This window comes from Vibrio sp. CB1-5 (genome assembly GCF_059412285.1).
On record NZ_JBJHPB010000026.1, the window covers coordinates 64,152 to 79,044 of the forward strand.

The 14,893-nt window shown below is 44.1% G+C and carries 11 protein-coding genes; 9 read left to right on the top strand and 2 right to left on the bottom strand.

Annotated elements, in window-relative coordinates; translation table 11 throughout:
* Window positions 1–8 precede the first annotated feature (8 nt).
* The 3 genes from ACJB0T_RS17125 to ACJB0T_RS17135 all read left to right on the top strand — a co-directional run bounded on the left by ACJB0T_RS17125 (window position 9) and on the right by ACJB0T_RS17135 (window position 4,112).
* The gene (locus tag ACJB0T_RS17125) at window positions 9–1,259 is read left to right on the top strand and encodes a glutamate-5-semialdehyde dehydrogenase (protein ID WP_479290980.1); all 1,251 of its coding nucleotides are present in this window, start codon (window positions 9–11) and stop codon (window positions 1,257–1,259) included.
* A 192-nt stretch (window positions 1,260–1,451) separates the two neighbouring features.
* Entirely contained in the window at window positions 1,452–2,387 is a 936-nt protein-coding gene (locus tag ACJB0T_RS17130) for a LysR family transcriptional regulator (RefSeq protein WP_479290978.1), read from the top strand.
* A 294-nt stretch (window positions 2,388–2,681) separates the two neighbouring features.
* Entirely contained in the window at window positions 2,682–4,112 is a 1,431-nt protein-coding gene (locus ACJB0T_RS17135) for a DUF3943 domain-containing protein (RefSeq protein WP_479290977.1), read from the top strand.
* Between the two features lie 114 nt (window positions 4,113–4,226).
* Here the strand turns inward: ACJB0T_RS17135 and ACJB0T_RS17140 are convergent, their stop codons facing one another.
* Both ACJB0T_RS17140 and ACJB0T_RS17145 read right to left on the bottom strand, forming a co-directional pair.
* Window positions 4,227–5,588, bottom strand: coding sequence for an MATE family efflux transporter (locus ACJB0T_RS17140; RefSeq protein WP_479292300.1), 1,362 nt, complete (start codon window positions 5,586–5,588; stop codon window positions 4,227–4,229).
* A 159-nt stretch (window positions 5,589–5,747) separates the two neighbouring features.
* Window positions 5,748–6,113 carry a hypothetical protein gene (locus tag ACJB0T_RS17145; protein WP_479290975.1) on the bottom strand — a complete coding sequence of 122 codons (366 nt, stop codon included), beginning with the start codon at window positions 6,111–6,113 and terminating at the stop codon, window positions 5,748–5,750.
* Window positions 6,114–6,434: 321 nt separating this feature from the next.
* Here ACJB0T_RS17145 and ACJB0T_RS17150 point away from each other — a divergent pair, with 321 nt between their 5' ends.
* From ACJB0T_RS17150 to ACJB0T_RS17175, 6 genes are all read left to right on the top strand, one after another.
* Complete coding sequence (locus ACJB0T_RS17150; protein ID WP_479290973.1) at window positions 6,435–7,418, top strand: efflux RND transporter periplasmic adaptor subunit; 984 nt, start codon at window positions 6,435–6,437, stop codon at window positions 7,416–7,418.
* Window positions 7,418–10,477 (top strand): efflux RND transporter permease subunit, encoded by a 3,060-nt coding sequence (locus ACJB0T_RS17155; protein WP_479290972.1) that lies wholly within the window; start codon window positions 7,418–7,420, stop codon window positions 10,475–10,477. Before ACJB0T_RS17150 ends, ACJB0T_RS17155 begins: the two co-directional genes overlap by 1 nt.
* 317 nt (window positions 10,478–10,794) lie before the next feature.
* Window positions 10,795–11,469 carry a hypothetical protein gene (locus ACJB0T_RS17160; RefSeq protein ID WP_479290971.1) on the top strand — a complete coding sequence of 225 codons (675 nt, stop codon included), beginning with the start codon at window positions 10,795–10,797 and terminating at the stop codon, window positions 11,467–11,469.
* A 201-nt stretch (window positions 11,470–11,670) separates the two neighbouring features.
* Window positions 11,671–12,867 (top strand): sodium/glutamate symporter, encoded by a 1,197-nt coding sequence (gene gltS, locus ACJB0T_RS17165; RefSeq protein WP_479290969.1) that lies wholly within the window; start codon window positions 11,671–11,673, stop codon window positions 12,865–12,867.
* Between the two features lie 54 nt (window positions 12,868–12,921).
* Complete coding sequence (locus ACJB0T_RS17170) at window positions 12,922–13,755, top strand: hypothetical protein (RefSeq protein ID WP_479290968.1); 834 nt, start codon at window positions 12,922–12,924, stop codon at window positions 13,753–13,755.
* Entirely contained in the window at window positions 13,755–14,861 is a 1,107-nt protein-coding gene (locus ACJB0T_RS17175; protein WP_479290966.1) for a patatin-like phospholipase family protein, read from the top strand. Before ACJB0T_RS17170 ends, ACJB0T_RS17175 begins: the two co-directional genes overlap by 1 nt.
* The last annotated feature ends 32 nt before the right edge of the window (window positions 14,862–14,893 follow it).

Sequence of the window (14,893 nt, forward strand, 5' to 3'; positions counted from 1 at the left end):
GAACCGTTATGGACATGATTAAACTAGGCCAAAACGCGAAGCAAGCCAGCTTTGCTTTGGCGACCGCGTCAACGGCGCAAAAGAATCGCGCACTGCAAATCATCGCTGATGAGCTCGAAGCGAACGCCGACGTTATTTTGAAAGCGAACGCGAAAGACATCGATCTTGGCCGCGAAGCCGGTCTAACAGAAGCGCTACTTGACCGTCTATTGCTAAACGAGCAACGCCTGAAAGGCATTGCGGATGACGTTCGCAACGTTATCACGCTGTCTGATCCTGTTGGCAGTGAAATCGACAGCAAAGTGCTTGAAAACGGTATGAGCCTATCGCGCCGCCGTGTACCACTTGGTGTTGTTGGCGTGATTTATGAAGCGCGTCCAAACGTGACGATTGATATCGCAGCACTGTGCTTGAAAACTGGCAACGCCAGTATTCTTCGTGGTGGTAAAGAGACGTTCTTCTCTAACATGGAGCTGGTGAAAGTGATTCAGTCTGCGCTTGATAAAGCCGGTCTGCCAGCGGCATCCGTTCAGTATATAGAGAAGCCAGATCGTGAATTAGTATCTCAGCTGCTTAAGCTGGATGACTACGTAGATATGATCATCCCGCGTGGTGGTGCAGGTCTGCACAAGATGTGTAAAGAGAACAGTAACATCCCAGTTATCATTGGTGGTTTTGGCATCAGTCATATCTTTGTGGATGACAGCGCTGATCTTACTCGCTCTTTGGATGTGGTTGAGAACTCAAAGGTTCAACGTCCTTCAGCATGTAACTCATTAGATACTCTGCTTGTGCATGAGAAAGTTGCTGCTGAGTTCCTACCAATGATCGCCGAACGCTTGAAAGGTAAAGTATCACTGGTCGCAGAGCCAAAAGCAAAAGCGATGTTGGCTGGTTTTGATGATTTGCGTGATGCTGGTGAAGGTGACTTCGACACCGAATGGCTAAGTTTCACTTTAGGCGTGAAAGTCGTGGCTGATGTTGAAGAGGCGATTGACCACATGCGCGTTCATAACGCCAGCCACTCAGACGCTATCATGACCAACAGCCTAGTCAATTCAGAGAAATTCATTAACTCTGTTGGTTCAGCCGCTGTGTACGTGAATGCCTCTACACGCTTCACTGATGGTGCTCAATTTGGTCTTGGTGCCGAAGTTGCAGTATCCACTCAAAAACTGCACGCACGCGGCCCTATGGGTCTAGAAGAGCTAACCAGCTACAAGTGGGTGGGTAAAGCGGATTACTTACCGCGAGTTTAAGATAAACTATGTAAAAATAGAAAGAGCCAGCGCTCAAGGCGCTGGCTCTACTGTTCTCTGGATTTCGCCAAACCTTCTAGACAAATACGTACCTACGCACAAAATACACTTCGTATAACCTGCACTACTTCATCTAGCTTCTTTTCCTGTACTATCATGAAGATAACGCGTTCTTTAGGATAAAGGTACCACATGCAATCTAAGTTGGAAGAGCTTGATCTTAATCTACTCAAACTACTTCGTGTTGTCGTAGAAACTCGCAATACCTCAAAAGCAGCGGAAATCCTAGGCATATCTCAAACCAGTGTCAGCCGCGGTATGGCGAAACTGAGAGAAGCTTTTGGCGATCAATTGTTTATTCGTAAAGCTCACGGGGTAGAGCCGTCTGAGCTAGCGGAGAAGTTAGCTAAAGCCGCTGAAAATATGTTAAAGCCATTCAGCGAAGTGTTAGAAGCCTATCAGAAGTTTGACCCTAAAGGGTACGACGGAAGCGTATCGATTGCCGTGGAGCATAGTTTGCTCGAGATATTTGGTCCCGGGCTGTATCGAGCACTGAATCAGGCTTTACCAAGCGCAATGATAAGATTGGTGTACTGGAAAGAAGACTCCCTTCATCACATGTTAGACAGACAGTTGGATTATGTAATTCACTTTTCTTTACTGCCATTACCTCAAGACATCTACGTCCACCATTTATCGGAAATAGCTCTTAGTTTAGTCGCTCGCAAAGGACACCCAATTCTAAGTCAATCTACAGCATGGGAAGATATTCACCATCTTCCGTTGGTCAAATTGGTCTATGAGGCAAAGAAAAGCAAACGTGATCCTTTTGATGAAGTCTACGCCAGCAAGGGGTACGAGCCCAAACTAAGTTTGGTTACCCATAGCTTACCTATTGTGGTGGAGAAGTTACTGAACTCTGACGCGATTAAATTTAGTAGCAGCTATCTGCTTTCACATAGCGATCAGCTCGAATGTTACCCGTTGCCGATCGTACCAAGAGATTTAAGGCGGTTTAGTATATCGGGCAGTTATCTGCAATCTAAGCGCGGCCACCCAGTCAATCAATATCTACACCAAACTCTGCAAGACTTTTTTAATTCCATTGTACAACCTACACATCATTAGATTGCCGTTAGCGCGAGAGCTCAAAGAAAGGGTTCTCGCTCCTTCCTCGTTCGAATCCCACTTATTTCGAAAACCACTTCCACATTTAATGGCAGTTTGGTGTTCTGATACATCAATTTTGAATTTCTGATATACGTTCATTTGCTCCCATAACGACCTTACACTCACTGCTAACAAAACATCACCTCTCATCGATTGAGAAGCGCTTGATGTATACGAAATATAGGGAACATAAATTTCAGAACTCGCAAAGGATGGACATAAATTCAATATATCAGAAGCAGAAATACGACAATGAAAACTCCAATCCGAGCTATGCTTGCCATATCCGCGATACTAAGCGTTCCTGTATTATCCAACTCACTGCCACTAGAAATAGACCAACAGCAACACCAACTGATTCATCACTGGGAAACGTTACTTACTGAACTTCCGGAGACTTCACAGTATCAGAATTCAGATTTTACTATCAGAGCCCACCCAGAGAAGTCCAACACCGCATGGGAAGAGCTTCCAGACACCACCCACGTTTACAGTAATCCTTATCGTGTGTCTTTGTTCTCTCCGAAAAACGGTGAGGATGGCGCGAGGCTTTGGTCGCAAACCAAGTCAATTGCTGCCTATGGCGTGGGTGTGGCGGGTGCTTTGGCTCTCATGCCAGAGTCCATCACAAACTGGGAAAAAGGCGGGGGCGATCTGTTTAGTAAATGGGTTGATAACGTCAGCAGCGGTCCTACTTGGGATCGTGACGACTGGGCTATCAATTATATTGGTCACCCTTACTTCGGAGGAGTGTATTATCAAGCTGCTCGAAAATCTGGTTATCGACAGTGGGACTCGTTTGTATACTCTGCAATGATGTCAACGTTCTATTGGGAGTATGGCATTGAAGCCTTTGCAGAAGTTCCATCTATTCAAGATCTTTTTGTTACACCTATCCTAGGCTGGGTATACGGAGAGTGGGCTTACAACAAAGAGCAGGAAATCCGATTGACAGGCGGTAGCGTTTGGGGCTCAAAGTCGCTAGGCAGTATATCGCTGTTCTTACTTGACCCAGTTGATGGTCTTGGAAGTGGCGTTAATCATTTAGCAGGAAGAGAAATTGTAAAAGCGGGTACTGGATTCATCGGGGTACAAAACGTCAATACGCCGAATGGTGTGTCCGAGCGTCAATTTAAGTTTGAGGTTCAGTACTCACTCGATACGACTCCTGGCTCCTCGCGAACTAGAAAGAGTTATTATGCTACAAGTAGTGAAGATCCAGTGACTTATAGCATTGTCGGAGTTTCTGCGGGTGCTAGCTATGTTGAGCCATCGGACTATTGGGAGCTAGAGCCGGGTATGGGCGCCTCCTTTACTGTGGGCTTACACTTCAGCCCAACATTGTCTGGACATCTAACTTATACTCGAGCGTCGCTGAACGACCGAAACACTCGTCAATCTGTGACCTACGAAAGCTACAGTGCGAATGGCCTCTATTACTTTAATACGGATTCCAAACTACGCCCATTTGTGACGGCTGGCTTTGGTGAAAGCATGAAAAATGAGGACACTAAAACCAAACAGTTCAAGCTAAACGCTGGAGCAGGGTTGCATTACGCACTTCATGCAAACTGGGCTCTACAAGCCGAATGGAGGCATTCTGGTCGACCTTCTGCAAAAGCAAGTGAAAGCATAACGACAGGTCGATTGGTATATCGGTTTGGTAAAGGAGAACAGAGGTAGTGTTAATCTAACGAAACCGCACCAGTATATTGATGTTGTTCTGGTGAGGTTTCCGACAGATTCACTGCAGCCTTAGATGTTTGTTGATGGACATTTAGCTCAGTGAAGTCTCAGTTAAGATTGGGTGATTCCTCGAACCCACTTCTTGCCTCGTATCCTCAGAAGCGAGCTCATGCATTTTATGAGCTCTCCAAGCAAAAATAGTAAGAAAACCGATAACGGCCCAATATTGAGATAATAAACCGCGAGAGCGGATATCGGTATCGTGATTAGCCATTGCGCAATAATATCTTGGTAAAGGCAAAACCTGACGTCACCTCCGGCGCGCAAAATACCTGTAATTGCCATCATAGGAATAGAGCGAAGTACAATCCCCAAGCACAATACAAAAATGAAATTTTTTGATAGCTCGAACGATTCTTCGGTCAGCGCGGGAAACATTGAGAGCAGCATGTTTTGAGATAGATACACCATCAGAGCGACGATAGTAGCGCAACTTATATTGAGTACCATTGCGCTTTTGGCATAGATCCAACTGCTCTTGTACTTTTTAGCCCCAAGGTTGTTGCCGATTAAAACACCAGCAGCACTTGATAGCCCTATAACGACAGAGAGGGCAAAAGATTCTATTGGCGCCACTACAGATAGAGCAACGAGCCCTAATACACCAGTCTGTCCCATGATGGCATGACAGGCAAATAAACCCGCAGCCCAAACTAGAAAATTCAGTGTTGTAGGGGCAGATATCTTTATGAAATTAGCTAGTTTTTTGACTTCAAAGCAATTAACTATATCTTGATAGCTAAAAGCAACCGTATACTTTTTACTGTAGATGAACATATAAAGTAAAAGGAACTCTGCGATCCCGCTTAACAGAGTCGCAATAGCTGCTCCTTTAAAGCCGAGCTCAGGAAAACCTATACGACCAAAAATGAACACCCAATTGAGGAAAATATAAATTCCTAAGCCTACGGCACTAAAAAAGGTACTAACACCAGGTTTATGCATGGCTCTCAAGCTAAACAGCATAGTCGTTATGAATGCCACACTTAACATGCTTGGTGCGGCAATAGAGAGATACCACTTCCCCAGGTCAACGACAGAATTATCTTCAGTCACAAATGACATTATCTGAGTAGAGAATAATAGAAATATTGATGCGCAAATTAATCCTAAAATACTGGATATAACCCAGGTCAGAGCCGTGTTTTCTCTCACGCCTTTTTCATTCTTCGCTCCCCAATATTGCGCTGTTATCAACGCGCCTGCCGTTGTGGTGCCAACTATCATTATAGTGGTAACAAAAATGGCCCTTGCGGCTACACCAATGGCGGCTAACTCAATATCTCCCAGGTGGCCAAGCATGATGACATCGATCAGTCCTCGGCTTGAATAAAGTACATTCTGCAATGCAATAGGTAGAGCAATGAGTATCATCTTTTTTAAAAAGTGACTACGAAGTGGCAGAGCGTTCATTAAATTTAACAACACCAGAGGCGATCCTTGCTATATCTGAGCGACTACCCTAAACGTTAACATAACATAAAGGCGTTTGTTGGCTTTATGTTATACAAAAAAAGCTGAACCTGTAGAGGCTCAGCTTCTGGGTACTTCTACATTTCTAATTCAGCTCAATCAAGTATCGCCAGTATGGTGAGCCGTTAATCGATTTTCGATGAAAGACAGATCTAGCCCATCAAGTGTTGTATCGAATACCACACAGTCTAGCCAGAATACGTCCAATAGTAGGCGAAGATCATCGGCTAACTGTTCAAGATCTTGTTTGGCTAGGAGATGACCCTCATAACCCCAAGACTCTGAAATATCGATTATAATTCTTCGTCCAAGTTTCGTGCCTTTGCTGTAGTCAGCTTCATTTATTCCCGTTACAAGAATCACCTTGCACGATCCGTCACCAATGTCTAGAAGGCCATAAGGCCGATCATTGAGATGGATGGATTCTTGATAGTAGGGCTGCGATAGGGGATGCCTATTGCTCATTTTTTACCTCTTTATGTACTCAAATTTCCACTATTAGCCTACTTAGCGACTACAACAAATTGAACGAATATGAGTTATTCAATACTGCAAAAGCCAAGTTGCAAATATGAATAACTGCTAAACGTAGCGTGGTGATAGGAATTCTTTAAACTGCCAGCCAACAGACAGAAACGTCTAAATCTTATTCGACATTTTAAAGAAATTTTGGAGAGAACCGTGAATCGCCCAATGTTGTCAGACTTTTTTAATTCTAAACCTCTTTTTGTGACAGTTGGACTTTCTGCTTCGGTATTACTCACCGGATGCAAAAGTGAACAGGCCGTGGAACAAACGGCCCCTGTTATTCGTCCAGCTTTCACTGAAATTGTTACCGCTCAGGCTGTAGCTGACTTGTACTTTAATGGCGTGGTTCAGTCTTCTAACCGCGCAGAACTCTCATTTCGCACCTCAGGTCGCCTTGATGAACTTTTGGTTAACCAAGGAGATAGGGTTTCAAAGGGGCAAGTGATCGCAAAACTGGATTCCGTTGATGCAGAGATCAGTGTAACTGCAGCAAAAAATGAGTTGGCGAATACACGTACAGAATACAAACGTGCTTTGCAACTTTATAACGGTAAACAAGCGATATCAAAGAGCCGGTTAGAAGAAATTAAGCTTCGTTATCAGCTATCAGAAAGTAAGTGGGAAGATGCTCAGCGTCGTCTAGAAGACATGACATTGAGAGCGCCATTTGACGGCATGGTTAGTCGTAAACTGGTGGATAATTATACTCAGGTTCAAGGTAATGAAACGATTGTTTCCATCCATGATTTGGCTCAACTAGAGGTCGTTATTCAGGTTCCCGAGCGCATTATGGCGCAGTCAAACGGTGCCCGAAAAGTGCTAGGGAGCTCACCTTTGTTCCCAGGTAAAACCTTTGAACTATCGGTGAAGACATTTGAAACCGAACCTGATCCAGCCGCGCGAACGTATGGTGTCACGCTGAAGTTTGAAGATACGCAAGGTGCGACTCTGCTTCCGGGTATGACAGTGCGAGTATTCTCTGTTCCAACCGAAAAAGAAAACGGCATGCTTACCGTTCCTCTTTCTGCCATTTCGCCGGACAACTTGGGTAATCAATACGTTTGGGTAGTAGACAGTAATAATACGATTCATCGTCGCGTGATTGAAACGGGCTCCATAGCAGGTGATCGTGTGGAAGTCCTATCAAAACTTAGTGCAGGAGAGAAGGTTATAACAGCAGGCACCCTGGGATTGTCCGAAGGGCAAGAAGTCAGGCCAACGACAGATGAGGTGGTAGAGTAATGAACATCGCAAACTTCACCATAGCCAAACGTACGAGCGTTTGGGTATTGATCGCTCTTACTCTTATCGGTGGATACATTAGCTATTTAAAGCTTGGTCGATTTGAAGATCCAGAGTTTGTTATTCGCCAAGCCTTCATTGTAACGCCTTATCCAGGTGCTACGGCGCAAGAAGTTTCGGATGAGGTGACTGACCTTGTAGAGGGTGCTCTGCAGTCTCTTCAAGAAGTGAAGGAAATCACTTCAGTGTCGAAACAAGGTATGTCAGAAGTTACGGTTGAGATCAAACGTGCGTTCTCCAACAACGAAGCGGAGTTGCAGCAGGTATGGGATAAAGTCAGACGCAAAATCGGTGATGCTGAGCGTTCTCTGCCTCCTGGTAGCGGAGCGCCAATCGTCAATGATGATTTTGCCGATGTGTACGCTCAGTTCTATGCCGTTACTGGACGAGGTCACAGCGATAAGCAGTTACAGGACTATATAGATACATTACGCCGAGAGTTGGCTTTGGTACCAGGTGTATCGAAAACGGCAACGTTGGCAGAGAAAAACGAAGTCATTTTTGTTGAGATTGCTAGCGACCGCCTTGAGCAGTTTGGTGTATCTGCCAACCAAATTTATAACGTATTAGAACGTCAGAACATGGTTTCTACCGCAGGCACTATCAGCACTAATACGATGCGTGTCGCTATCACGCCTGTATCTAGCATCAGCTCATTCGAGCAACTGAAAAACCTCCAAATTGCCGTTGGTGACAACAACACGCTCATGAAGTTGTCGGACATCGCCAGCGTGACTCGTGGCTACGAAGAGCCAGCATCAGTGCTCATGCGCTATAACGGCAAACGTGCTGTTGGTCTCGGTATTTCTAATGTTGCTGGTGGTAACGTCGTTGAAATGGGCGATGCGGTAAAGGCGCGTATTGCGGAACTAGAAAGCCAGCGTCCTCTCGGAATCGAGCTGCATGAAATCTCGATTCAGTCTGATTCAGTGCGTGACTCTGTTTCTGAATTTATTAATAACCTGATTGCCGCCGTTGTCATTGTATTTGTTGTTCTATTGCTCTTTATGGGGGTTAGAACCGGTCTAGTCATTGGTTTTGTTCTGGTGCTGACCGTTGCGGGCACGCTGATCATCATGTTGATTGATGATATTGCGATGCAGCGTATTTCACTCGGTGCCTTGATCATTGCTCTTGGTATGCTGGTTGATAACGCAATTGTAGTTACGGATGGTGTCCTTTCGCGTCTACAAAAAGATCCTAGCGCTGATCGCAATAAAGTGGTTGCTGATATTGTGAACGAAACCAAGTGGCCACTACTTGGTGGTACGATCGTTGGTATCTGTGCATTTAGCGCTATTGGTCTTTCACCATCGAATATGGGGGAGTATGCAGGGTCGCTGTTCTGGGTAATCCTGTACTCGATGATGCTAAGCTGGGTTCTTGCGGTAACCGTTACGCCTATGCTTTGCCATGATTATTTAAAAGTTAATGCGAATAAAGTATCCAAGCCGAGTAAGATCAGTGCTGCCTATCAGCGTGTGCTACAAGCGGTATTAAACAATCAGAAAAAGAGCTTAATCGTTGTTGTTGGTCTATTTGCTGTTGGTGTGGTTACGTTCAGTTACGTGCCTCCGGGCTTTATGCCAGAATCACAAAGAGAGCAGTTTGCTATTGATATTCGTCTGCCGCAAGGAACGGACATCGAGCGAACGCATGAGATTGTTGCCCAGATAGAAAAAGACGTATGGGAAAAATCTAATGTCACTGGCACGACAAGCTTCATCGGTTCGGGTGGTCTTCGCTTTATGCTGACGTATTCTCCGGAGCCACAAAACTCAAGCTATGCACAAATGTTGGTTGATGTGGATGACTATAAAGTCATTGAGGCGTTAGTCGCTGAACTACAAATTGAACTGAATGAACGTTATACCGACGCCTCAATTAATGCGTGGAAGTTTATGCTTGGCCCTGGCGGTGGTAAAAAAATCGAGGTTGCTTTTAAAGGTCCTGACAGTGACGTATTGAGACAATTGGCTGAACAAGCAAAAGCGATTATGGAGCAGTCACCGGCATTAGTAGCGATTCAGGATGATTGGCGTCAACAAGTGCCGGTCATTAGGCCAGTCTATTCAGCAGAAAAAGTGCAGAGTTTTGGTTTGACAACTGTAGAGCTAAACCAAGCGATTCAACAAACTTTGTCAGGTCGCAATGTTGGTGTCTACCGTGAAGGCAATGATCTGATCCCGATTGTGGTTCGTTCTCCAGAATCAGAGCGTCACCATGATCGTGTGATTGAAAATACTAAAGTCTTTAGTGGCGCGATTGGACAGTTTGTTCAGGTAGAACAATTGGTTGAAAGCTCAAGCGTTGAATGGCAAGACGCAATGCTGCGCCGTATTGACCGAGTGCCAACTATCATGGCACAGGCAGACCCTGCGACTGGCATTCTAACGTCAGAAGCGATGGAAATGGTTCGTGCAGATATTGAAAACATGCCATTACCTGTAGGGTATGAACTGGAATGGTTCGGTGAGTACAAAGATGCCAAAGAAGCAGACGAAGGACTCAAAATATCCGCACCTTACGGTTTTACAGCCATGGTTTTAGCCGTAGTGTTTATGTTTAACGGTATTCGTCAGGCTCTGGTTATTTGGTGTACGGTACCTTTAGCCGTGTGTGGTGTGGCAATTGGACTGGTTACCTTCCAGACACCTTTCGAGTTTATGGCAACACTGGGTTTCTTGAGCTTGATAGGTATGATGGTGAAAAATGCCATAGTTCTGGTCGATCAAGCTGACAAGGAGATTGCCTCTGGCACACAACCTTATGAGGCCATTATATCGGCAGCGATGAGTCGTGCTCGACCGGTTATCCTAGGCGCTGCCACGACGATATTGGGTGTTGCTCCTCTACTTGTAGACCCGTTTTTCAAGAGTATGGCCGTCACGATTATGTTCGGCTTGTTGTTCGCCACGGCGTTGACATTGCTGGTGATTCCTTTGAATTATGCGCTGTTCTTTAGAATCAAGCAGCCAAGTAAGCCAAAAACGAGCTAAGTTACAAAAAAAGCCTGAGTCAAGTACTCAGGCTTTTTTGATTCTGCAATATTACCTTCTTATGTTTTAAACCAAAGCTCTTGTGATGACGTTTTTGATTGCTTTTCTAACGACCATAATAAGTTAATTGTAAGTGATACTTACAAACCCTATTAATCTTGGTCGGTGAATATATCGGGAGTTATCCATTGTTTCTCTTAGTGCAGATATGAATAGCTCTTATTCATTCCTCTAGAAAATAAAATCCGTATACTTATTCTCATTGAAGGGAATCAGACAAAACATAAATTCAATATTTACTTAAAAGAGATACACAAATGAAAAAGTCTAAATTAACTATTATTGCCGCTTCTATCGTAATGTCTGCTTCTGCAATTGCATCAGAGCGTGTGAATTTTGCTAACCCTTATGAGCTTTATACTGGTGCTTCTGTTGGTTATGGTTCTGATGGTGCGTATCTAGCGGCTCAATTTGATACTCAAATGTCACGAAACTGGTCTGTACTGGGTAAGTACACGACAGAAGATAGCTTCGATAATCACAACATTTCTCTTAGCGCAATCAGCAAGACAGGTCTAGGCTGGACACTGGCTTATGACCATGACAAGAACTACAAGAATGAGAATTTGACAGCGAAATCTACTGAATTATCAGTACACTACATGTTTGGTAATAACATTGGTTTCTCATTCTTGCCTGAGCTTTCTGTAGGCTCAATGACCCACAATGAAATGTCAAACCGTGCGTATTACAGTGATTTAACGTTGAACGCAATCTACAACACATCTTCAGGTCTATGGGCTAGCGTAGCACCAACATATAGCTACAGCTACAACGACCTAAAGACCTATCAGGGGAACGAAAGCCTACGAGGTTGGGATGTCAAAGCGAGCTTAGGCTACACCTTTATGAATAATCACAGCTTGGCTTATGAATATAAGCGTGAACATGGTGATAACCTATCGCTAGTTAAATACTCATTTGGATTCTAATGTTAATGAGGCCTGATTTATTCAGGCCTCATTGTTTCTATTGGCAATCAGCCAAGTTTTTTATTTATGAAAACTAACAATATTAAAAATATGTCCATGTTGCTTTCATGTTCTCACTCTATTTAATGTTCTTTTACATGATGGCAGCTAAGTTCTCTTAGTTACTTATTTAAAATACAGAAACACACCAAGGTAAATAAAATGAATATTATTGAAGTGGATGGTTTCCTTGCTTTCACTCTCGCCATTGTTCTTCTTTTTGTCGGTAAGTTAATGACAAAAAAGTACGAAATATTAAGGAAGTATAGCATACCTGAGCCAGTTATCGGTGGCTTCGCATGTGCCATTGTTGTCGCTGTTATTTATGCCTTTTTTGATACCACAATTAGTTTTGATTTAGGCATGCGTGATGCGTTGTTGCTTTATTTCTTTGCTGGTATTGGTCTAAGTGCAAATTTCTCAACGTTGCTTAAAGGTGGTAAGCCACTATTAATTCTTACTGCATTAAGCGTTGTCTATATCACCATCCAGAATGGTATTGGAGTCAGCGTTGCTACCATGCTAGGCCTAGAGCCAGTATTGGGTCTGATGGCGGGCTCTATTTCACTTATCGGTGGTGTGGGCACTACGATGGCTTGGGCACCGACCTTTAATGAGATGGGTCTAGATAGCGCCGCAGAAGTTGGACTGGCAAGTAATACTCTCGGGTTGATTTTCGCCTGTTTAATTGGTGGTCCGATTGCCAACTATCTTATCAAAAAACATCATCTTAAATCGCAAGGTGATACGCAACTGGATATCGGTATTTGCCACAACCAAACCGTCAAGCTCGATCATTATGGTTACCTCTACGCATGGTTGATGCTGAACCTCAGCTTGATACTGGGTTACTTTATTGACGCAGGGCTTAGTAAGCTGGGATTGCAACTGCCAATGTTTGTAGCTTGTCTGGTTGCAGGTATTTTAATTGGTAACTTTAAACTTCTGGTTCTTAGAAAGAAAGTCAGTGAGAACGCTCAGTTAGGCCAAACTCTTATTTCTGACATCTGTCTAGGAATGTTTTTGACCATGGCACTGATGGGGCTTCAGCTTTGGCAACTACAGAGCACCATATTGTTCATTGGCTCGGTTATGTTGTTTCAAGTTGCAGCGTCGATTCTCTTCACTCTTTTTGTTGTCTTCCGATTTATGGGGAAAGATTACGAGTCCGCGGTTATCAGTTCTGGTTTTGGCGGGATCACATTAGGTTCAACAGCCACAGCCATCGTTAATATGACGTCGGTAACACAACAATATGGAGCGGCTCATAAGGCCTTTATTATCGTCCCTTTGGTGTGTGGCTTCTTTATCGATATTGCTAACGCTCTAATTATAAATACATTTTTGCAAGTGTTGTAACATTCTCCATCAGGACGTTCTTGTATTACATAAAAATATCAGAAAGGTAACAATATGAAACCGTTCATCGTTTTTATGACGGCATTAACGCTGTCATCAACCAGCTTTGCTCAGGATTCAATCTTCCCTATTTTGGGCGAGCAAGCGGCGCAGCGTGGCTACACGCTACCAAAGCCTTATGGCTTGTCGCTTTCTTATATGGACATAAGCAACCCTGTCATTATCGATAACATCAATCTGGCAGGTGGGATTGGCGATATCATTGATATTGACGCGAAACAAGCGCAGTTTGAAGGCTCTAATGTCACTCTACGTGGTGATGTTTGGTTGCTGCCTTTTATGAATGTGTATGGAATTTTGGGGTATACACAAGCGCAAAGTACCGCAGAAATTGACTCTATCTCCATAATCGGTATTCCTATTCCTGCAGAAGATGCCAAGTTCACTCTGGATATGAGTGGTATTACTTATGGCGTTGGAACTACGGTCGTTGGTGGTATCAATAATTGGTTTGCACTACTGGATTTGAATTACACCTACACCGACATTGATGCTATTGATGGCAGTATTAAGACGTTTGTTGCTGCGCCAAGAGTAGGATATCGCTGGCAATATACAGGAGGACGAGAACTCAGAGTGTTTGTCGGTGCCATGTATCAAGATGTTCAGCAACATCTCTCTGGAGATATTAAAGCACTCGGGTTGGACTTGGGTGACATGAACTTTTTAATCGACGATACACGATTTGAGGTCAGCCAGCGAAGCAAACAAAAATGGAATGCACTGGCAGGCTTTCAATATTCACTCAACCGTGATTGGGATGTATTAGCAGAAGCAGGGTTTGGCCAACGTAAATCCGCCTTTGTATCTTTGGGGAGACGTTTTTGATGAAACTCAGACTACTTCTTATTGCTGGGTGCTGCACATTGTTGACGGCCTGTGCGCCTAGTATGCAAAGAAATGCGCTCACACCTGAGATGGCAATTATTGGCGAGGCGACCTTTGCTCCCAGTATTCGTATTTGGGGGGACTTAACACATAGTTATGATATTGGGCCTCAGGAGGCGCATTCGCTCCATACACAGCTAGACAAAAGCCTCTTGAATGAGATGGGGGACCAAATAAAGTCCATAGATCATTTGAGCATTTCTGGTGGTGGTGCAGAAGGCGCTTATGGTGCTGGTTTACTAAACGGGCTCTCTGACAGTGGACAGCGACCGGAATATCGATTGGTGACAGGGATAAGTACTGGAGCGATTATCGGTTTGTATGCATTTTTGGGACAAGATTTTGATGAGGCATTGCGTGACCTATACACCCAAACATCAGATGAAGACATTTACAACAAGAGAGGCTTATGGGCTCTCACTCATAGCCCTTCTCTTATTGATACAACGCCGTTTGAACAGATGGTAAGAGCGTTTATAGATCAAGATGTGTTAGAAAAGGTCAGAGAACAACATCTGCGAGGGCGATTGTTTTTAGTAAAAACTACCCACCTAGATGCTCAGCGATCGGTTATTTGGAACATGGGGGAAATTGCTATGCATCAAAGCGATAAAGCCATCGAATTGTTTCAGGATGTCATTATCGCTTCGGCATCCATACCCGGTGTATTTAATCCAGTGTTGATCTCGATAAATATTGACGGCGTTAACTATGACGAGATGCACGTTGATGGCGGTGTGGTGTCCCAGGTGTTTTTTCTGCCCGATTACTTTGATACCTCCGAAGCCGTCGACAATACCCGAGGGCTGATTGAGCAACTTGAAATTAAAGAAGAGACTCATATCAGCAGTCGAGTATGGGTGATCAGTAACTCACGTTTAGGTGCGAAGTGGAGTGAAACGACGCCGTCCTTCACGGGCATCATGGGACGTTCCATACAAACTATGATCAAATACCAACGCCGCAACAATATTGCGCAAATCTATCGTCAGGCTCAGGAAACGGAGAGCGAGTTTCGCCATAGTTGTGAGCTTACGGCAACATAGCTCAACTTAATCATTTAACTCTGATTTACTGA

Bases quoted from the DNA above. Each gene is read 5' to 3' on its own strand.
- ACJB0T_RS17125 (WP_479290980.1), top strand. From the start codon at position 9: ATGGACATGATTAAACTAGGCCAAAACGCGAAGCAAGCCAGCTTTGCT.
- ACJB0T_RS17130 (WP_479290978.1), top strand. From the start codon at position 1,452: ATGCAATCTAAGTTGGAAGAGCTTGATCTTAATCTACTCAAACTACTT.
- ACJB0T_RS17135 (WP_479290977.1), top strand. From the start codon at position 2,682: ATGAAAACTCCAATCCGAGCTATGCTTGCCATATCCGCGATACTAAGC.
- ACJB0T_RS17140 (WP_479292300.1), bottom strand. From the start codon at position 5,588: ATGAACGCTCTGCCACTTCGTAGTCACTTTTTAAAAAAGATGATACTC.
- ACJB0T_RS17145 (WP_479290975.1), bottom strand. From the start codon at position 6,113: ATGAGCAATAGGCATCCCCTATCGCAGCCCTACTATCAAGAATCCATC.
- ACJB0T_RS17155 (WP_479290972.1), top strand. From the start codon at position 7,418: ATGAACATCGCAAACTTCACCATAGCCAAACGTACGAGCGTTTGGGTA.
- ACJB0T_RS17160 (WP_479290971.1), top strand. From the start codon at position 10,795: ATGAAAAAGTCTAAATTAACTATTATTGCCGCTTCTATCGTAATGTCT.
- gltS (WP_479290969.1), top strand. From the start codon at position 11,671: ATGAATATTATTGAAGTGGATGGTTTCCTTGCTTTCACTCTCGCCATT.
- ACJB0T_RS17170 (WP_479290968.1), top strand. From the start codon at position 12,922: ATGAAACCGTTCATCGTTTTTATGACGGCATTAACGCTGTCATCAACC.
- ACJB0T_RS17175 (WP_479290966.1), top strand. From the start codon at position 13,755: ATGAAACTCAGACTACTTCTTATTGCTGGGTGCTGCACATTGTTGACG.